We start from the raw sequence: 18,597 nt of genomic DNA, 5'->3' as shown, positions 1-18,597 counted from the left end.
TTCTGTGGCACAGAAGGACGTGCTGAGCGACCTCACCAAGGTCCGCAACATCGGCATCATGGCGCACATCGACGCCGGCAAGACGACGACGACCGAGCGCATCCTCTACTACACGGGCATCAGCTACAAGATCGGCGAGGTGCACGACGGCGCCGCCACGATGGACTGGATGGAGCAGGAGCAGGAGCGGGGGATCACCATTACCTCCGCTGCGACCACCTGCTTTTGGAACGACAACCAGATCAACATCATCGACACCCCCGGCCACGTCGACTTCACGGTCGAGGTGGAGCGCAGCCTTCGGGTGCTCGACGGCGCCGTCGCCGTCTTCGACGGCAAGGAAGGTGTGGAGCCGCAGTCCGAACAGGTCTGGCGGCAGGCCGACAAGTACAACGTCCCCCGGATTTGCTTCGTCAACAAGATGGACAAGATCGGGGCCGACTTCTACTTCTCGGTGAGGACCATGGAGGAGCGCCTGGGCGCTAAAGTCATTCCGATCCAGTTGCCCATCGGTTCGGAGGCTGACTTTGAGGGTGTCGTCGACCTCGTCGAGATGAACGCCAAGGTATGGCGCGGCGAAACCAAGCTCGGCGAGCGCTACGACGTCCTGGAAATGTCGAGCCTTCCCGCCGACCTTCAGGAAAAGGCCGGCGAGTACCGGACTGCGTTACTGGAGACCGTCGCCGAGACCGACGAGACGCTGCTGGACAAGTACCTCGGCGGTGAAGAGCTGACCGTGGCCGAGATCAAGGGCGCTATTCGCAAATTGACCATCAGCTCGGCGGCGTATCCGGTCCTGTGCGGCAGCGCCTTCAAAAACAAGGGTGTGCAGCCGATGCTGGATGCGGTCATCGACTACCTGCCCTCGCCGCTCGATGTGCCGCCGGCCATCGGTCATGCTCCGGGCAGGGAGGACGAGGAGGTCGTGCGTAGGCCGTCGACTGACGAACCGTTTTCCGCGCTGGCGTTCAAGATCGCGACCCATCCGTTCTTCGGCAAGTTGACCTACATCCGGGTGTACTCGGGAACCGTGGAAGCCGGCAGCCAGGTCATCAACGCGACCAAAGGCAAGAAGGAGCGGCTGGGCAAGCTGTTCCAGATGCATTCCAACAAAGAAAACCCGGTCGAGCGGGCTTCGGCCGGCCACATCTATGCGGTGATCGGGCTCAAGGACACCACTACCGGCGATACCCTGTCCGATCCCAACGACCAGGTCGTGCTGGAGTCCATGACATTCCCCGACCCGGTGATCGAGGTGGCCATCGAGCCGAAGACCAAGAGCGACCAGGAAAAGCTCTCCATGTCCATCCAGAAGCTGGCCGAGGAGGACCCGACCTTCAAGGTGCATCTGGACCCGGAGACCGGCCAGACCGTGATCGGCGGCATGGGCGAGCTTCATCTGGACATCCTCGTCGACCGGATGCGCCGGGAATTCAAGGTCGAGGCCAACGTCGGCAAGCCCCAGGTGGCGTACAAGGAGACGATCCGCCGCAAGGTGGAGCACGTCGAGTACACCCACAAAAAGCAGACCGGCGGCTCGGGCCAGTTCGCGAAGGTCATCATCACCGTCGAGCCGTTCGTCGGCGAAGACGGTGCTACCTACGAGTTCGAGAACAAGGTCACCGGCGGGCGGGTGCCGCGGGAGTACATTCCTTCGGTCGACGCCGGCGCGCAAGATGCCATGCAGTACGGCGTGCTGGCCGGCTACCCCCTGGTCAATCTCAAAGTCACCCTGGAGGACGGGGCGTTCCACGAGGTGGACTCCTCGGAAATGGCGTTCAAGATCGCCGGAGCGCAGGCCCTGAAGAAGGCCGCCGGACAGGCGCAGCCGGTGATCCTCGAACCGATCATGGCAGTCGAGGTCACCACGCCCGAGAATTACATGGGCGATGTGATCGGAGACCTGAACTCCCGCCGTGGCCAGATCCAGGCCATGGAGGAGCGGGGTGGCTCACGCGTGGTCAAAGCGCATGTGCCGCTGTCGGAGATGTTCGGTTACGTCGGCGACCTGCGGTCGAAGACGCAGGGCCGGGCCAACTACTCCATGGTGTTCGATTCGTACGCCGAAGTGCCGGCGAACGTGTCGAAGGAGATCATCGCGAAGGCGACGGGCGAGTAAGCGAAGCTTACGAGTGAGGAGCCGAGCAATGGGGTCGCGCGAAGGCGACGGGCGAGTAAGCGAAGCTTACGAGTGAGGAGCCGGGTAACGGGCACATCGGAGCCAGGGAGTACCCTTGCCCGGTCACTGCCGGGGCACAACTGAACACATCAACACTGCTTTAATAAGCACCAACAAGTCCAGGAGGACAAAGAAGTGGCGAAGGCGAAGTTCGAGCGGACGAAGCCGCACGTCAACATCGGGACCATTGGTCACGTTGACCACGGCAAGACCACGCTGACCGCGGCTATCACCAAGGTCCTGCACGACAAGTTCCCCGATTTGAACGAGACGAAGGCGTTCGACCAGATCGACAACGCGCCGGAGGAGCGTCAGCGGGGTATCACCATCAACATCGCGCACGTGGAGTATCAGACCGAGAAGCGCCACTACGCACACGTCGACGCCCCGGGCCACGCCGACTACATCAAGAACATGATCACCGGCGCCGCCCAGATGGACGGGGCGATCCTGGTGGTCGCCGCTACCGACGGCCCCATGCCGCAGACCCGCGAGCACGTGCTGCTGGCCCGCCAGGTCGGGGTGCCCTACATCCTGGTGGCGCTGAACAAGGCCGACATGGTCGACGACGAAGAGCTCCTCGAACTGGTCGAGATGGAGGTCCGCGAGCTGCTCGCGGCCCAGGAGTTCGACGAGGACGCCCCGGTCGTCAGGGTATCGGCGCTCAAGGCTCTCGAAGGTGACCCCAAGTGGGTCGAGTCCGTGCAGCAGCTCATGGATGCGGTCGACGAGTCGATTCCGGACCCCGTCCGCGACACCGACAAGCCATTCCTGATGCCGGTCGAGGACGTGTTCACCATCACCGGCCGGGGCACCGTCGTCACCGGCCGCGTCGAGCGCGGTGTCATCAACGTCAACGAGGAAGTCGAGATCGTCGGGATCCGGCCGCAGACCACCAAGACCACGGTCACCGGTGTGGAGATGTTCCGCAAGCTGCTCGACCAGGGTCAGGCCGGGGATAACGTCGGTTTGCTGCTGCGTGGTGTCAAGCGGGAAGACGTCGAACGTGGCCAGGTGGTGACCAAGCCCGGCACGACGACCCCGCATACCGAGTTCGAGGGCCAGGTCTACATCTTGTCCAAGGACGAGGGCGGTCGGCACACGCCGTTCTTCACCAACTACCGTCCGCAGTTCTACTTCCGCACCACCGACGTGACCGGTGTGGTGACGCTGCCGGAGGGCACCGAGATGGTGATGCCCGGTGACAACACCGAGATCTCGGTGAAGCTGATCCAGCCTGTCGCCATGGACGAGGGCTTGCGCTTTGCGATTCGCGAGGGCGGCCGCACCGTCGGCGCCGGGCGGGTCACCAAGATCATCAAGTAAGTTCGGCCGGTGTCGGGCGTCGCCGAAACGCTGCAAGGGCGTGTGGCGGTCGTCACCGGTGCTGCGCGCGGTCAGGGACGAGCGCACGCTGTGCGGCTGGCACGGGAGGGTGCCGACATCATCGCGCTGGACATTTGCGCGCCGGTGTCGGACTGCATCACCTACCCGGCAGCCACGCGGGAGGACCTCGCCGAAACGGTGCGCGCGGTGCAAGCCCAGGGGCGGACGGCGCTGGCGCGTGAAGTCGATATTCGCGACGACGTCGCGTTGCGCGAGCTGGTGGCCGACGGCGTCGCTCAGTTCGGCCGGCTCGACATCCTGGTCGCCAACGCCGGCGTGCTGGGTTGGGGCCGGGTCTGGGAACTCAGCGACGAGCAGTGGGACACCGTGATCGGTGTCAACTTGTCGGGCACCTGGCGCACTCTGCGCGCAGTGGTGCCCGCCATGATCGACGCTGCCAACGGCGGCTCAATCGTGGTGGTCAGCTCGGCGGCAGGCCTGAAGGCCACGCCGGGCAACGGCCATTACGCAGCAACCAAGTTCGGACTCGTCGCGCTGACCAACACACTGGCCATCGAGCTCGGCGAATTCGGCATACGGGTCAACTCGATCCATCCCTACTCCGTGGACACCCCGATGATCGAGACCGACGCGATGATGGAGCTGCTGGGCAAGCACCCCGCTTTTGCGCACAGTTTTCCACCAATGCCGCTGCAGCCCAAAGGTTTCATGACCCCGGACGAAGTAGCCGATGTCGTAGTGTGGCTGGCGGGTGACGGCTCGGGCACGCTTTCTGGTGCGCAGATACCCGTCGACAAAGGCGCCTTGAAGTACTAGCGTCCGGTCAGGCGAAGCACGCTCCTTCTGCCAGGACTTCAGCGAATTGGCCTATACCCCAATCAATCTCGTCTTCGGAGATCACAAGGGGTGGAGCGAACCGTAAGGTCGATCCACGGGTGTGCTTGACCAGGACGCTGCGCTCGGCGAGCCGCAGACTCAGCTGTTCGCCGGTGCCGATGCGCGGATCGACGTCGACGCCGGCCCAAAGGCCCAGACCTCGCACCGCTAGCACACCGTGGCCGATCAATTCCTGCAGGCGAGCGTGTAGGTGTTTACCGAGTTCGGCTGATCGCCTTTGAAATTCGCCACGGGTCAGCATTGAAACCACGGTGCTGCCGATTGCCGCCGCGAGCGGATTCCCACCGAAAGTCGAGCCGTGTTCACCGGGGTGCAGAACACCGAGGATGTCGCGGTCGGCCACCACCGCCGACAATGGCAGCACACCGCCACCGAGCGCCTTGCCCAGCACATACACATCGGGTACCACACCCCAGTGGTCGCAGGCGAACGTCTTCCCGGTGCGGGCCAGACCGGACTGGATCTCGTCGGCGATCATCAGCACGTTGCGTTGTGTGCAGATCGCGCGCACTGCGGGCAGATAATGGTCAGGGGGCACGATGATGCCCGCCTCGCCCTGAATCGGCTCTAGCAGCACCGCGACGGTGTGCTCGTCGATGGCCGCTGCCACCGCGTCGGCGTCACCGAACGGCACCGATCGGAAGCCCGGCGTGAACGGGCCGAAGCCGTGGCGTGCCCGGGCATCGGAGGAAAAACTGACGATGCTGATGGTTCGGCCATGAAAGTTGTTGTCGGCGACGATGACATTAGCTGTTCCGGGTGGGACGCCCTTGACCTCGCAGCCCCATTTGCGCGCTACCTTGAGCGCGCTTTCCACCGCTTCGGCGCCGCTATTCATCGGCAACACCATGTCCTTGCCGCACAGCGCGGACAGCGCGGCGCAAAACGGTCCGAGCTGCTCGGCGTGTACTGCCCTGCTGACCAGGGTCATCTCGTCGAGCTGGGCGTGTGCGGCCGCAGCGATCTCGGGGTTGCAATGCCCGAAGTTCATCGCCGAGTAGGCCGCCAGGAAGTCCAGATAACGGCGACCCTCGACGTCGACGATCCACACCCCGTGCGCCCGGGCGGCCACCACCGGTAGCGGCGCATAGTTGTGTGCGGCGTGGCGCTCGTCAAGGGCAATAGCGGCGGCGGTCGCGGCGGTGTCCGCTATGGTCACGGGTGCACCTCCAAGGTGCAGCACTTCACCGACCCGCCGGCCTTGAGCAACTCGGACAGATCGACTCCGATGGGGTCGAAGCCGGCGTGATAGAGCTGTTCGGCGAAGCCGCGCGCAGCGGCCGGGTGCACCACGTGGTAGCCGTCGCAGACCGCGTTGAGCCCCAGCGCGTAGGCGTCGGCCCTGCCGACCACGATCGCCTCCGCGAACAGCGCGTCCAGCCGCGCGCGCGACGTCGGGGTGAAAGCGGGTGGGTAGTAGGCGATCGTCGTCTCGTCGAGCACCGCCAGCGCGGTGTCGAGATGGTAGAGGTACGGATCGACCAATTCCAGGCTGACCACGGGCATCCCCAGGATCTCGGCGATCTCGGCGTGAGCTCGTACGTCGGTACGAAAACCGCTGCCGGCCAACACGATGCCCCCGGCGACCAACAGGTCGCCCTGGCCCTCGTTGACATGTCTGGTGCGGATCGGGCGATAGCCGGCGGCGCTCATCCACTGCGCGTAGGCGATCGACTCCTTGGCGCGCTGCGGATACTTGAACCGGGCGACAATGGCCTTTCGGCCCACGATCAGTCCGCCGTTGGCGGCATAGACCATGTCGGGCAGGCCGGGCACCGGGTCGACCAGGTCGACCCGGTGGCCCAGTCGGAGGTAGGTGTCGCGCAGGTGTTCCCACTGCGCGGTCGCGACGTCGACGTCGACCGCGACGCCGGTGTCCATCCACGGGTTTATCGCGTAGTCGACGGCGAAGAACCGGGGCGCGGTCATCACGTAGTGGCGCGGGCGTGCCCTGCGTTCCCGGCGCGGCTGCGGCGGGGCGACAACCTGGCTGACGACCTCGGAAATCGTCACAGCACCAATGCTACGAGGCCTCGTAATCGCAATGAGTCGCCGTCTATTGCGTTTCTGGTTAAATTATGTTGCGTAGAAATCGTGTTTTCGGCAGTTTGTTGCGTTGGAAGGGTGACGGTCGACGATGGACCGCTTGGACGACATCGACGAACAGATTCTCGCCGAACTCAGCGAGCATGCCCGCGCGACGTTCGCCGAGATCGGTGCGCGGGTGAACCTGTCGGCCCCGGCGGTCAAGCGCCGCGTCGACAGGATGCTCGCTAACGGCGTGATCAGGGGATTCACCACGGTCATCGACCGCAACGCCTTGGGCTGGAACACCGAGGCCTACGTTCAGGTGTACTGCCAGGGCCGGATAGCGCCCGACGAGCTGCGACGCGCCTGGGTGGACATCCCGGAGGTGGTCAACGCCGCGACGGTGACGGGGACCTCCGACGCGATTCTGCACGTGCTGGCCCGCGACATGCATCACCTGGAGCAGGCGCTGGAGCGGATCCGCACCAGCGCGGCCATCGACCGCACCGAAAGCATCGTGGTGCTGTCGGATCTGATCGACCGATCCCGGTCCGGCCGCGGGTCGGGCACCGCTGTCGGCGGCGGCGATCATCGTCAGGTATGAACTGCACGTGACGACCACTGGCAACGGAATCCTGATCGTCGGCGGGGGGTTGGCGGCCGCCCGGATCGCCGAACAACTGCGTCGGGGGTGCTACACCGGTCCGCTGACCATCGTCAGCGACGAGGTGCATCTGCCCTACGACCGACCGCCGCTGTCCAAAGAGGTATTGCGCGGCGAGGTCGACGACCCCGGCTGCAAGGTCACGCTCAAACCACGGGAGTTCTACGACGCCAACAACATCACGCTGCGGCTGGGGTCGGCCGCCGCGGGCCTGGACACCAAGGAACACACGGTCACTCTCTCCGACGACACCGTGCTCGGCTATGACCAGCTGGTGATCGCCACCGGCCTGGTTCCGCGCCGCATCCCCGACGTCCCCGACCTGGACGGCATCCGGGTACTGCGGTCGTTGGACGAGAGCCTCGCGCTGCGCCGGGACGCGTCAGCGGCCCGGCACGTTGTGGTCGTCGGCGCCGGCTTCATCGGCTGCGAGGTGGCGGCCAGCCTGCGAGGTCTCGGCGTCGACGTCGTGCTGGTCGAGCCGCAGCCCGCGCCACTGGCAGCCGTGCTCGGCGCGCAGATCGGCAGGCTGGTCGCCCGGCTGCACCGGGCCGAGGGGGTCGACGTGCGCTCCGGGGTCGGGGTGGCAACGGTTCATGGTCGCGGTCGGGTCGACACCGTGGTGTTGACCGACGGCACCGAGATCTCGACCGACCTGGTAGTCGTCGGCATCGGATCGCGACCGGCGACCGACTGGCTGCAGGGCAGCGGGGTCGCGCTCGGCAATGGCGTGATCTGCGACCGGATCGGACGCACCAGCGCGTCAAACGTCTGGGCGGCCGGTGACGTTGCCGCCTGGCGCGACGCGCGGGGATATCCTGCGCGGGTGGAACATTGGAGTAACGTCGCCGAACAGGCCCGCGTCATGGTGCCCGCGCTCCTCGGCGAGAAGGTGCCCTCGACGGTCGTCGTCCCCTACTTCTGGAGCGACCAGTACGACGTCAAGATCCAGTGTCTGGGCCGGCCGGAAGCCACCGACATAGTGCATCTGGTCGAGGACGACGGCCGCAAGTTCCTGGCGTATTACGAGCGAGACGGCGTGGTGGCCGGTGTCGTCGGCGCGGGTATGCCCGCACGGGTCATGAAGACGCGCGCTGAAATCGCTGCCGAAGCTCCTATTTCGCAGTTGTTAGGCTAACCGCGCAACGGGCCGGCAGCACCGCGGCGCGGCCGGTGGTCACAGCCCGGCAGCGACGACGTCGAATGCCTCGCCCAGTGCTTGTGGCAACGAGACCGACTCGTCGTCCAGCCAGTGCTCGTAAGCACTCAAGGCGACGCCGAGCATGGTCCAGGCAACGGTTTGGGGAACCAGGTCAGTGGGTGACACGGCGCACCGGCGGGCGACGAATTCCGCAACGACCGCACGCCAGCCCGCGTACATCGTCATCGAATACGCCTGTAATTCCGGGGTTTGCAGGATAACCCGCATGCGCTGCCGGTGCCGCGTGGTTTCGGACTCGTCGAACGTGTTGAACGCCAGCAGCGCCGCCCGCAGTGCCGCACCCAACGGCACCTGCGGCTCCACGGCGTCGAGCAGTTCGCGCAAATGCTGCAGGTGCGCGTCGAAGTCGCCCCAGGGAATGGCATTCTTCGATGCGTAATAGCGGAACAGCGTGCGGCGGGCGATCCCGGCGGCCTGTGCAACGTCGTCGACGCTGACCTCGGTAAAGCCTCGTGCCGCGAACAGCTCCAGCGCCACGTCGGTGATGTGGTGCGGCGTCGTCGCGCGACGCCGGCCCACCCGCGATTCCGCCAGCATGACACTCCTCAGCGACCGGCCTTCCATTCTGGCACTCGATGCCATATCCTGACGAGCACTCAGCTCGACTCACATTGTCGGGCCCGGACGGGAAAGGCAACTCCATGGAGCCCAGCCAGCAGCTCGACACCGACACCGAACTCGTCACCGAAACCCTGGTCGAAGAGATATCCATCGACGGCATGTGCGGGGTCTACTGACCGTGCCGGCGCGCCAGGGTGTCCGCACACCGTTCGACCCCGATACCGGATGGCGGCTGCACCCGCAGGTAGCGGTGCGACCCGAGCCATTCGGTGCGTTGCTGTATCACTTCGGCACCCGCAGGCTGTCGTTTCTGAAAAACCGCACGATTCTCACCGTCGTGCAGTCGCTGGTCGACCACCCCGACGTGCGGGCCGCCTGCCGCGCCGCGGGCGTCGACGACGCACAGCAGCGTCCCTACCTGCACGCGCTGGAAGTGCTGGCGAAGTCGAACATGGTGGTGCCCCAATCCTCGGAAGCGGTTCGGTGAGCGCCGTGGCGCCCGGCCTCATCGAGCACTTCCAGCGGGGCCTCGGCGCGCCGATCTGCCTGACCTGGGAGCTGACCTACGCCTGCAACCTGGCCTGCGTGCACTGCCTGTCGTCGTCGGGCACCCGCGATCCGCGCGAGCTGTCCACCCGGGCGTGCAAAGACATCATCGACCAATTGGAACGCATGCAGGTGTTCTACGTGAACATCGGGGGCGGCGAACCGACCGTTCGGCCCGACTTTTGGGAGCTGGTGGACTACGCGACCGCACATCACGTCGGCGTGAAGTTCTCCACCAACGGGGTGCGGATCACCCCTGAGGTAGCCGCCCGGTTAGCCGCCAGCGACTACGTCGACGTCCAGATCTCGCTGGACGGTGCGACCGCCGATGTCAACGACGCCGTGCGCGGCCGCGGGTCATATGCGATGGCCATTCGTGCCTGTGAGAACCTCGCGGACGCGGGATTCACCGACCCCAAGATCTCGGTAGTGGTCACCCGCTACAACGTTGATCAGCTTGACGAATTCGCCGCGCTGGCAAGTCGTTACGGCGCCACTCTGCGCATCACCAGATTGCGTCCGTCGGGGCGGGGCGCCGACGCCTGGGACGACCTGCATCCGACCGCCGAGCAGCAGGTGCAGCTCTACCGCTGGCTGGTGGCCAACGGCGAGCGAGTGCTGACCGGCGACTCGTTCTTTCACTTGTCCGGGCTCGGCGAACCCGGGGCGCTGGCCGGTCTGAACATGTGTGGGGCCGGGCGGGTGGTCTGCCTGATCGATCCGGTAGGCGATGTGTACGCCTGCCCATTCGCGATCCACGAGCGATTTCGCGCTGGAAACGTGTTGACCGACGGCGGTTTTGAGAACGTGTGGACTAATTCCCCACTGTTTCGCGAACTACGCGGGCCCCAGTCGGCGGGCGCGTGCGCCGGCTGCGGGCACTACGACAGCTGCCGGGGCGGGTGCATGGCGGCCAAATTCTTCACCGGGTTGCCGATCGACGGCCCGGATCCGGAGTGCGTACAAGGCCACGGCGTGCCGACGCCGTCCGCGCAACGCCGCAGGCCACGTCCGTCCGGTGACCACTCCCACGGGCGCCGCGAACACCGACCGGTGCCGCTGACGCTGACCACCCGCCCGCCGCAGCGGCTCTGCACCGAAATCCCGGTTTAGCCGTGGCCCGCGACCTTTGGTTCGAGACCGTCGCGATCGCGGCGCAGCGGGCGAAACGACGGCTGCCCAAATCGGTCTATGCCGCACTGGTCGCCGCCAGCGAAAAGGGTGTCACCGCGTCGGACAACGTGGAGGCGTTCAGTGAACTCGGATTCGCGCCGCACGTGATCGGAGCGGCTGAAAAACGTGACCTGTCCACCACGGTCATGGGACAAGATATTTCACTGCCGGTGATCCTCTCGCCGACCGGCGTGCAAGCCGTTCACCCGGACGGTGAGGTGGCCGTCGCCCGGGCCGCCGCCGCGCGAGGCACCGCGATGGGATTGTCGTCGTTCGCCAGCAAGCCCATCGAAGAGGTCATCGCCGCCAACAGCAAGCTGTTCTTTCAGGTGTATTGGCTCGGTGGGCGCGATGCGATCGCCCAGCGGGTGCAACGGGCCCGTGAGGCCGGCGCGGTGGGCCTGATCGTGACCACCGATTGGACGTTTTCCCACGGACGGGACTGGGGCAGTCCGAAGATCCCCGAGCAGATGAACCTGCGGGCCATCCTGAGGCTGTCGCCGGAGGCGATCACCCGGCCGGCCTGGTTGTGGAGTTACGCCAAGACCCTGCGCCCGCCCACCCTGCGGGTGCCCAACCAGGCCCGCCGCGGCGAGCTGGGACCGCCGTTCTTCGCCGCCTACGGCGAGTGGATGACCACTCCGCCACCGACGTGGGAGGACATCGCCTGGTTGCGTCAACTTTGGGACGGCCCGTTCATGCTCAAAGGCGTGATGCGTGTCGACGACGCGAAAAGGGCTGTCGATGCTGGTGTTTCAGCGATTTCGGTGTCCAACCATGGTGGGAACAACCTGGACGGGACGCCGGCCGCCATTCGCGCGCTGCCCGCTGTCGCCGACGCGGTCGGCGAGCAGATCGAGGTGTTGCTCGACGGCGGCATCCGGCGTGGCAGTGACGTCGTCAAGGCGCTCGCGTTGGGTGCGCGGGCGGTGATGATCGGCCGGGCCTATTTGTGGGGTCTGGCCGCTGCCGGGCAAGCCGGCGTCGAGAACGTCCTCGACGTACTGCGCGGCGGCATCGATTCCACCCTGATGGGCCTGGGGCGCGCCTCGGTGCACGACCTCTGTCGGGACGACGTGCTCATGCCGCCGGAGTTTGCTCGCACTCTCGGCATGCCGCCAGGCTGAACGGACCACCGTACCAGAATCGGCACCAGAGGTAATCCTGATACTCCCGTTGCGCACGGGGCTGGGGCATAGGCACGTGACGAAATCACCGAAGCCGCCAAAAAAATTTCCGGTCCGACGATCAACAACCTATGCACGCCAGCTGAATTCGTCCTACCATCGGCGGGTGGCGGTCGTCGGCGAACTTGGCAGCTTCACGTCGGGCGACCTGTGGGGCCGGTCGACGGCCGTGATCGTGCCGGTGGGCTCCACCGAACAGCACGGGCCGCACCTGCCGCTGGACACCGACACCCGCATCGCGACTGCGGTCGCCCATGCCACACTGGCACGCCTCGCCGACCGCGCGGAGCGCCCGGGCGGGCAGCAGTGGCTGGTGGCGCCGGCCATCGGCTACGGCGCCAGTGGCGAGCACCAGAGCTTTCCCGGAACGGTCTCCCTCGGCACCGAGGCCCTGGTCCTGCTGCTGGTGGAATACGGCAGGTCGGCGGCCTGCTGGGCGTCGCGGCTGCTGTTCGTCAACGGCCACGGCGGCAATGTCGACGCGCTGCGGCGCGCCGGGAGTCTCTTGCGATCAGAGGGTCGCGACGTCGCGTGGTGCAGCTGCACCGTCCCCGGCGCCGACGCCCATGCGGGCCATACCGAAACGTCGCTACTCCTGCACATTTCGCCGGCCGCGGTTCGCGCCGAGCGGCGGCGTGCGGGTAACGGGGCACCCTTGTCGGTGTTGCTCCCGTCGATGCGCAGCGGCGGAGTGGCAGCCGTGAGCGAGGTGGGGGTGTTGGGAGACCCCACAACGGCAACTGCGGCCGAGGGCGAGCGGATCCTCGCGGAGATGGCCGATGCCTGCGTCCGCCGGCTGGCCCGCTGGACGCCCGGTCCCGACGGGATGCTGACATGACGACGACCCGGTTGCCGGACGGGTTTGCTGTCCAGGTCGACCGACGGGTCCGGGTACTCGGCGGCGGCTCGGCGCTGCTGGGTGGTTCTCCGACCCGGCTGCTGCGGCTGGCGCCGGCCGCCCGGGACATGCTGTCCGGCGGGCGCCTGCAGGTTCGCGACGCACTCAGCGCCCAACTGGCGCGTACGTTGCTGGATGCGACTGTTGCCCATCCGCGACCGGCCGGTGGCCCGTCGTACCGCGATGTCACAGTGGTGATCCCGGTGCGCGACAATGCTCCTGGTGTGAAAAGACTGGTCGCTGCTTTGCGTGGGCTGCGCATCATCATCGTCGATGACGGTTCCATCGAACCGATTGTGCTGGAGGATTTTTCTGGGGCCAACTGCGACGTCGCAGTGTTGTACCACTCCGAATGTCGCGGTCCTGCCGCAGCACGCAACACCGGATTAGCCTCTTGTACAACGGAGTTCGTTGCCTTTATGGACTCCGACGTGGTTCCGCGCAGGGGCTGGCTGGAAGCGCTGCTCGGTCATTTCTGTGACCCGACCGTTGCGCTGGTCGCGCCGCGCATCGTCGGTCTGACCCACGGCGACACTCTGGTGGCGCGCTACGAGGCGGTGCGCTCATCGCTGGATCTGGGGCAGAAGGAAGCGCCGGTGATGCCCTACACGACCGTGTCGTATGTCCCCAGCGCGGCGATTGTCTGCCGCACCGCCACGCTGCGCGAAGTCGGCGGGTTCGACGAGACGCTGCACGTGGGCGAGGACGTCGATCTGTGCTGGCGGCTCGTCGAAGGCGGTGCCCGGCTGCGTTACGAACCGATCGCCCTGGTTGCCCACGACCATCGCACCGAGCTGAAGGATTGGTTTGTCCGCAAAGCTGTCTACGGTGGCTCGGCGGCGCTGTTGTCCGCGCGTCATCCGGACAAGACGGCGCCGCTGCTGATCTCCGGTTGGGCTTTGGTGGCCTGGATCTTCCTGGCCGTCGGCTCCGGCCTGGGGTGCTTGGGATCACTGCTGGCAGCCGGGCTGACCGGCCGGCGGGTATCGCATAGCCTGCGCGGCACCGAAACCCCGATCAGCGACGTGGTGGCGGTCGCTGCGCGCGGCTTATGGTCGGCAGCGCTGCATCTGGCATCGGCAACGTGTCGACACTACTGGCCACTTGCGTTGGTGGCGGCGATCACGTGCCGTCGGTGTCGGCGCGCGGTGCTCGTCGCCGCCGTGATCGACGGCGTGGCGGACTGGCTCAGCCGTGGCGGGGCTGGCGCCGACGACGATGCCAGGCCGATCGGACTGCTGGCCTACCTGGTGCTCAAGCGACTCGACGACTTGGCCTATGGGCTCGGCTTGTGGTGCGGGGTCGTGCGGGAACGCACCATCGGGCCACTCAAACCGCAGATTCGGATCTGACCGCTGACCGCTGCAGTCCTACGCAGCGATGTGCTGATCATCGGTGCGGGAAGCGCGGGATCGGTCGTCGCCGAACGGCTTTCAGCCGACTCCCGCTGCAAGGTGACCGTGCTGGAGGCCGGTGTGGGCCTCAGAGACCCGCAGTTGCTGGCGTTGACCATGGACGGGACGCGGTTACCGATCGGCGCCTCCAGCCCGCTGGTGTTGCGCTATCAGACGCAACTCACCGAGCGACCGGCGCGGGCGATGTCGATCACGCGGGGTTCCACGGTGGGCGGTTCCGGTGCGGTCAACGGCGGCTATTTCTGCCGTGGCCTGCCGAGCGACTTCGACGCCTACGCCCTGCCCGGCTGGTCATGGACGGACGTCGTCGCCCACTTCTGCGCGATCGAGACGGATCTGGACTTCACCGGGCCGGCCCACGGCGACAGCGGTCCCATCCCGGTGCGGCGCACAGCCGAACTCACCGGCAGCAGCGCATCTTTTGTGGCGGGTGCGCAAAAAGCCGGGTTTTCCTGGATCGACGATCTGAACGACGTCGAGGCAGGGCATGCGTCCGGGGTAGGCGCGGCACCGCTGAACATCGTCGACGGGGTACGCACCGGCCCGGGCTCCGGGTTTTTGATGCCCGCGCTGCAACGACCCAATCTCGCACTGCTGACGCGGACCCGGGCGCTGCGGGTGCGGTTCGCCGGCCGTCGCGCCGTCGGCGTGGAGGCGATTGGGCCGGATGGCCCGATAACCGTTACGGCTGACCGGATCGTCTTGTGCGCCGGCGCGATCGAGTCGGCACACCTGCTGATGCTCTCCGGTGTCGGAGACGAGGCCATGCTGCATGCCGCCGGCGTCGATGTCGTGCTGCCCTTGCCGGTCGGAATGTCGTGCAGTGACCACCCGGAATGGGTGCTGCAGGCCGGCTGGTCGACAGTGCCCGGCCGGCCCGTCGTCGAGGTGCTGCTCACGGTAGACGATATCGAGATACGGCCATATACCGGTGGTTTCGCTGCCATGGTAGGTGACGACGCCCTCGGGTATCCGGATTGGCCGCACATCGGGGTGGCACTCATGCGGCCGCGTGCCCGCGGTCGTGTCACGCTGCGGTCGGCCGACCCCGCTGTGCCGCCCCGGATCGAGCATCGCTACGACAGCGAACCCGGCGACGTCGCCGCGCTGCATCGCGGCGCCGAAGTGGCCCGGGAGGTGGCCGGTTCGGTGATACGGCGCGGTGAGCCGGCTTGGTCGACGTCACAGCACTTGTGCGGCAGCGCGCCGATGGGCAGCGAAACCGACCCGTGCGCTGTCGTCGACCCGCGCTGCCGGGTGCACGGCATCGAGGGGCTATGGGTGATCGACGGGTCGGTGTTGCCGGTGATCACCAGTCGCGGCCCGCACGCCACGATCGTGATGCTCGGGCACCGAGCGGCGGAGTTCGTCGCGTGATCGCACCCGGTACCCGACTGCGACTACTGCCGTCAGCGAAGCTGGTATCGAATCGGCAGGTGCTTGAGCCCGCCGACGAAGACCGTCGAGATGAGCTGCGGTTCACCAGCCAGTTCAATCGATTTCAGCCGCGGCAGCAGTTCGGTGAAGAAGCTGTTCACCTCCATCCGGGCCAGTGCGGCACCCAGGCAGAAGTGCACGCCGTACCCGAAGGACAAGTGTTTGTTGGGATCACGGCCGACGTCGAAGCGGAACGGATCCTCGAAAACCTCCTCGTCGCGGTTAGCCGAGACATAAGACAGGTAGACCGATTCGCCCTTGGCGATCCGCACTCCGCGCACCGTGGTGTCTTCGGTGGCCGTGCGCATGAACTCCTTGACCGGGGTGACCCAGCGGATCATTTCTTCGGTGGCCAGCGGCATCAGGTCCGGGTTGTCCTGCAGTCGTCTCAGCTGGTCGGGATGCTCGATCAGGGCGTGCAGGCCGCCGGCGATGGTCGCGCTGGTGGTGTCATGGCCGGCGGTGGCGATGATCACGTAGTAGGAGGCGGTTTCGACATCCGACAGTGGTTGGCCGTCGATGCGCGCATTGGCGATCGCCGAGGCGAGGTCTTCGGTGGGGTGCTCGCGCCGCGAGGCGGTCAGCGCGCTGAAGTAGCCGAAGAAGTCGAACAGGACCTGGAGTTGCTCTTCGGGTGTGTTGCCGCGCTTGAACTCCTCGTCGTCGCCGCCGAAAAGTTCCTGGGTGAGCTTGAGCATCCGCGGAAAATCCGACTCCGGCAGGCCCAGCAGCGACAAAATGACGTACAACGGGTAGTTGACCGCGACCTCCTGGACGAAGTCGCACTCGGGTCCCACGGCTGCCATCTTGTCGACGTAGATTTTGGCCAACTCGTCGACGCGGACCTTGAGTGCCCGCATGGCCTTGGGACGAAACCAGTCGGCGCCGATCGCGCGCACCAACCGGTGTTGCGGGTCGTCCATGTGGATCAGCGTGCGCAGGCCCATCCCGGCGTCCAGCTGGGCGCGCGCGATGTCATCGTTCTCCGCGGTCTGCAGCAGCGGTCGCGGCTCGTTGATCCACAGGTTGTTGTCGCGCTCGATGTCCATGACGTCGGCGTGCTTGGTGACGGCCCAGAACGGTCGGTACGGCGGGCAGTCGACCAGTGACACCGGTGCATGGGCGCGCAGATGGCTCAGCGCCGCGTGCAGGCGCGCTTCGTCGGCGTACGCGGTCGGGTCGGCGAAGACCTGTGCGGCTTCATCGATAATCGGGGTGCTCATCGGGCTCCTCGTTTTGACGTGTGTCAACTTCTCCAGTGTGCCCGATCGCCGATACCCCGGGAGCAGTTTCGTTTGATCCGTACCCTGAATCTCGTGCCGCTCCGATCGTCTCGTCGCCGCCGGGCGTGGGCCGCCCTGCTGATGGTGGCAACGGTGGTGGCCGGCTGCGACCAGGTCGGCGGGACATCTCGGCGGACGTCCGAGCCGCCCTACGCGGGTCCGCTGGATGCCGGCGTGGTCCGCACGTCGATGGGACTGCTGCGCGGTCTGGTAGCCGCCGACTACCGCCTGTTCGAAGGCATCCCGTATGCGGCACCGCCGGTGGGGCCGCTGCGGTGGCAGCCGCCGCAACCCGTGCCGCGGTGGTCGGGCATGCTGGACGCCACCAAGCCGGGGCGGCCGTGCATCCAGGAGACAGACGCCCGGGCGAGCAAACCGCCCAGCGAGAACTGCCTGACCCTCAACGTGTGGACTCCGGTCGGTCCGCGGGTCCCCGACAAGCTCCCGGTGATGGTCTGGATTCACGGCGGCGGCTTCGTCAACGGCAGCGGTTCCATCTACCGCGCGCGGTCCTTGGTCGCCAAGGGCCGAATTGTCGTCGTCACGCTCAACTACCGCCTGGGTGCGCTGGGATTTCTGGCCGATCCGTCGTTCGGGTCCTCGGGCTACGTCGGCAACTACGGGCTGGCCGATCAACAGGCCGCCCTGCGCTGGGTTCGCGACAACATCGCCGCGTTCGGTGGTGACCCGGCCAAGGTGACGATCGCCGGCGAGTCCGCCGGGGGAATGTCGGTGTGTGATCACCTGGTGGCACCCGAATCGGCGGGGCTGTTCCGTGCGGCGATCATCCAGAGCGCGCCGTGTCAGGCCACGGCCGATCTGGCCACCGCCCAGCACGTCAGTGCGGCCTATGCGGCATCGGTGGGCTGTCCCGATCCGCGCACCGCCGCCGGATGCCTGCGGGCGCTGCCGGCGTCGGCGCTGGCCCGGCCGCCCTGGTACTCCCGAATCGGCGACTCCGACGCCCTGACCGGGCCCGTCAGCGACACTCCGGTGCTGCCGCACGGCGCGGTCCCAGCGATCGCCGCAGGTCACGCCGCACGGGTACCGGTGCTGATCGGGACCAACCACGACGAGTTCACCATGTTCGCGGCGTTGCGGTACACGCGGGCGAACCATGTCGTCACGCCCGCGGAGTATCCGCAGGTGCTGGCCGACATCTTCGGTGCCGACAGTCCAGCGGTGCTGGCCCACTACCCCCCGGCACGCTACGGCGGTGACGTATCGCTGGCCTACTCCGCGGCGGTGACCGACGGTGTGTTCGCCTGCGTCGCCGACCGGCTGGCGTTCGGGCTGGGTCGCAACGCGCCGGTCTACGCCTACGAGTTCGACGATCCGCATGCCCCCGCTCCGGATGTGCTGCATCGGGCGCCGTTTCCGGTCGGTGCCAGTCACTCGCTGGAGTTGCGCTATCTGTTCAACATCGGTGACGCCCCGCCGCTGGATCCCGCGCAGCGCAAACTGTCCGACCAGATGATCGCCTACTGGAGCCAGTTCGTGACCGGCGGCGCGCCGAAGGCTGCCCACCAGCCGGACTGGCCGGTGGCGCGCGGCGAGCACGCCCCCTGGATGTCGCTTCGACCCGACGGCAGCAGGGTCACGACCGACTTCGAACGGTCCCACCAGTGCGCGTTCTGGGCGACCTTGAAGGGCAAGTCCTAGCGGCCTCGGTGGCGAACACCCCGTTTGCCGGCGGCCCGGCATTCGAGGTGCCTCAGCTAAAAGTGAGCGCGAAGCGGTGGTTGGTGCCTCACGCATGG

The 18,597-nt window shown here is 66.6% G+C and carries 17 protein-coding genes; 13 read left to right on the top strand and 4 right to left on the bottom strand.

The window, feature by feature from the left end; all coding sequences use genetic code 11:
* Positions 1–4: 4 nt before the first annotated feature.
* The 3 genes from fusA (at position 5) to F6Q13_RS10835 (ending at position 4,342) form a co-directional block, all read left to right on the top strand.
* Entirely contained in the window at positions 5–2,119 is a 2,115-nt protein-coding gene (fusA, locus tag F6Q13_RS10845) for an elongation factor G (protein WP_293056121.1), read from the top strand.
* Between the two features lie 195 nt (positions 2,120–2,314).
* Positions 2,315–3,505 (top strand): elongation factor Tu, encoded by a 1,191-nt coding sequence (gene tuf, locus F6Q13_RS10840; protein ID WP_293056118.1) that lies wholly within the window; start codon positions 2,315–2,317, stop codon positions 3,503–3,505.
* A 9-nt stretch (positions 3,506–3,514) separates the two neighbouring features.
* Positions 3,515–4,342 carry a mycofactocin-coupled SDR family oxidoreductase gene (locus tag F6Q13_RS10835; RefSeq protein ID WP_293056115.1) on the top strand — a complete coding sequence of 276 codons (828 nt, stop codon included), beginning with the start codon at positions 3,515–3,517 and terminating at the stop codon, positions 4,340–4,342.
* Positions 4,343–4,349: 7 nt separating this feature from the next.
* Here F6Q13_RS10835 and rocD read toward each other — a convergent pair whose 3' ends face one another.
* Positions 4,350–5,603 carry an ornithine--oxo-acid transaminase gene (gene rocD, locus F6Q13_RS10830; RefSeq protein ID WP_293056203.1) on the bottom strand — a complete coding sequence of 418 codons (1,254 nt, stop codon included), beginning with the start codon at positions 5,601–5,603 and terminating at the stop codon, positions 4,350–4,352.
* Positions 5,579–6,352: a dimethylargininase gene (gene ddaH / locus F6Q13_RS10825; RefSeq protein WP_293056200.1), complete on the bottom strand. Its 774-nt coding sequence runs from the start codon at positions 6,350–6,352 to the stop codon at positions 5,579–5,581. The genes rocD and ddaH overlap by 25 nt, the downstream gene beginning before the upstream one ends.
* A 208-nt stretch (positions 6,353–6,560) precedes the next feature.
* Here ddaH and F6Q13_RS10820 point away from each other — a divergent pair, with 208 nt between their 5' ends.
* Both F6Q13_RS10820 and F6Q13_RS10815 read left to right on the top strand, forming a co-directional pair.
* A complete protein-coding gene (locus F6Q13_RS10820; RefSeq protein ID WP_293056112.1) occupies positions 6,561–7,055 on the top strand; it encodes an Lrp/AsnC family transcriptional regulator in 495 nt (164 codons plus the stop codon).
* A 7-nt stretch (positions 7,056–7,062) separates the two neighbouring features.
* Positions 7,063–8,253, top strand: a complete 1,191-nt coding sequence (locus F6Q13_RS10815; protein ID WP_293056110.1) for an FAD/NAD(P)-binding oxidoreductase — start codon at positions 7,063–7,065, stop codon at positions 8,251–8,253.
* 39 nt (positions 8,254–8,292) lie between these two features.
* Here F6Q13_RS10815 and mftR read toward each other — a convergent pair whose 3' ends face one another.
* A complete protein-coding gene (gene mftR, locus F6Q13_RS10810) occupies positions 8,293–8,874 on the bottom strand; it encodes a mycofactocin system transcriptional regulator (protein WP_293056108.1) in 582 nt (193 codons plus the stop codon).
* 104 nt (positions 8,875–8,978) lie between these two features.
* On the opposite strand from mftR, the gene mftA reads away from it, so the two are divergent.
* The 7 genes from mftA to mftG all read left to right on the top strand — a co-directional run bounded on the left by mftA (position 8,979) and on the right by mftG (position 15,494).
* The gene (mftA, locus tag F6Q13_RS10805; RefSeq protein ID WP_293056198.1) at positions 8,979–9,074 is read left to right on the top strand and encodes a mycofactocin precursor MftA; all 96 of its coding nucleotides are present in this window, start codon (positions 8,979–8,981) and stop codon (positions 9,072–9,074) included.
* Positions 9,059–9,385 (top strand): mycofactocin biosynthesis chaperone MftB, encoded by a 327-nt coding sequence (gene mftB / locus F6Q13_RS10800; protein ID WP_293056107.1) that lies wholly within the window; start codon positions 9,059–9,061, stop codon positions 9,383–9,385. The genes mftA and mftB overlap by 16 nt, the downstream gene beginning before the upstream one ends.
* Positions 9,382–10,557, top strand: a complete 1,176-nt coding sequence (mftC, locus tag F6Q13_RS10795; RefSeq protein ID WP_293056105.1) for a mycofactocin radical SAM maturase — start codon at positions 9,382–9,384, stop codon at positions 10,555–10,557. The genes mftB and mftC overlap by 4 nt, the downstream gene beginning before the upstream one ends.
* A 2-nt stretch (positions 10,558–10,559) precedes the next feature.
* On the top strand, positions 10,560–11,744 hold the full coding sequence (gene mftD / locus F6Q13_RS10790; RefSeq protein WP_293056103.1) for a pre-mycofactocin synthase MftD: 1,185 nt from the start codon (positions 10,560–10,562) through the stop codon (positions 11,742–11,744).
* A 142-nt stretch (positions 11,745–11,886) separates the two neighbouring features.
* On the top strand, positions 11,887–12,642 hold the full coding sequence (gene mftE / locus F6Q13_RS10785) for a mycofactocin biosynthesis peptidyl-dipeptidase MftE (RefSeq protein ID WP_293056196.1): 756 nt from the start codon (positions 11,887–11,889) through the stop codon (positions 12,640–12,642).
* Entirely contained in the window at positions 12,639–14,054 is a 1,416-nt protein-coding gene (mftF, locus tag F6Q13_RS10780) for a mycofactocin biosynthesis glycosyltransferase MftF (RefSeq protein ID WP_293056100.1), read from the top strand. Before mftE ends, mftF begins: the two co-directional genes overlap by 4 nt.
* Before the next feature lie 3 nt (positions 14,055–14,057).
* On the top strand, positions 14,058–15,494 hold the full coding sequence (mftG, locus tag F6Q13_RS10775) for a mycofactocin system GMC family oxidoreductase MftG (RefSeq protein WP_293056194.1): 1,437 nt from the start codon (positions 14,058–14,060) through the stop codon (positions 15,492–15,494).
* A gap of 32 nt (positions 15,495–15,526) precedes the next feature.
* On the opposite strand, the gene F6Q13_RS10770 is transcribed toward mftG, so the two are convergent.
* Positions 15,527–16,777, bottom strand: coding sequence for a cytochrome P450 (locus F6Q13_RS10770; protein ID WP_293056098.1), 1,251 nt, complete (start codon positions 16,775–16,777; stop codon positions 15,527–15,529).
* Positions 16,778–16,918: 141 nt separating this feature from the next.
* Here F6Q13_RS10770 and F6Q13_RS10765 point away from each other — a divergent pair, with 141 nt between their 5' ends.
* Positions 16,919–18,499, top strand: coding sequence for a carboxylesterase family protein (locus F6Q13_RS10765; protein WP_293056191.1), 1,581 nt, complete (start codon positions 16,919–16,921; stop codon positions 18,497–18,499).
* Positions 18,500–18,597 lie beyond the last annotated feature (98 nt).

Origin of the sequence: Mycobacterium sp., from assembly GCF_008709575.1 — a bacterium.
Lineage (GTDB): Bacteria > Actinomycetota > Actinomycetes > Mycobacteriales > Mycobacteriaceae > Mycobacterium.
This window is presented reverse-complemented; position numbering and strand designations above follow the sequence as displayed.

Bases quoted from the DNA above. Each gene is read 5' to 3' on its own strand.
- mftR (WP_293056108.1), bottom strand. From the start codon at position 8,874: ATGCTGGCGGAATCGCGGGTGGGCCGGCGTCGCGCGACGACGCCGCAC.
- F6Q13_RS10765 (WP_293056191.1), top strand. From the start codon at position 16,919: ATGGTGGCAACGGTGGTGGCCGGCTGCGACCAGGTCGGCGGGACATCT.
- ddaH (WP_293056200.1), bottom strand. From the start codon at position 6,352: ATGACCGCGCCCCGGTTCTTCGCCGTCGACTACGCGATAAACCCGTGG.
- mftF (WP_293056100.1), top strand. From the start codon at position 12,639: ATGACGACGACCCGGTTGCCGGACGGGTTTGCTGTCCAGGTCGACCGA.
- F6Q13_RS10820 (WP_293056112.1), top strand. From the start codon at position 6,561: ATGGACCGCTTGGACGACATCGACGAACAGATTCTCGCCGAACTCAGC.
- F6Q13_RS10770 (WP_293056098.1), bottom strand. From the start codon at position 16,777: ATGAGCACCCCGATTATCGATGAAGCCGCACAGGTCTTCGCCGACCCG.
- mftA (WP_293056198.1), top strand. From the start codon at position 8,979: ATGGAGCCCAGCCAGCAGCTCGACACCGACACCGAACTCGTCACCGAA.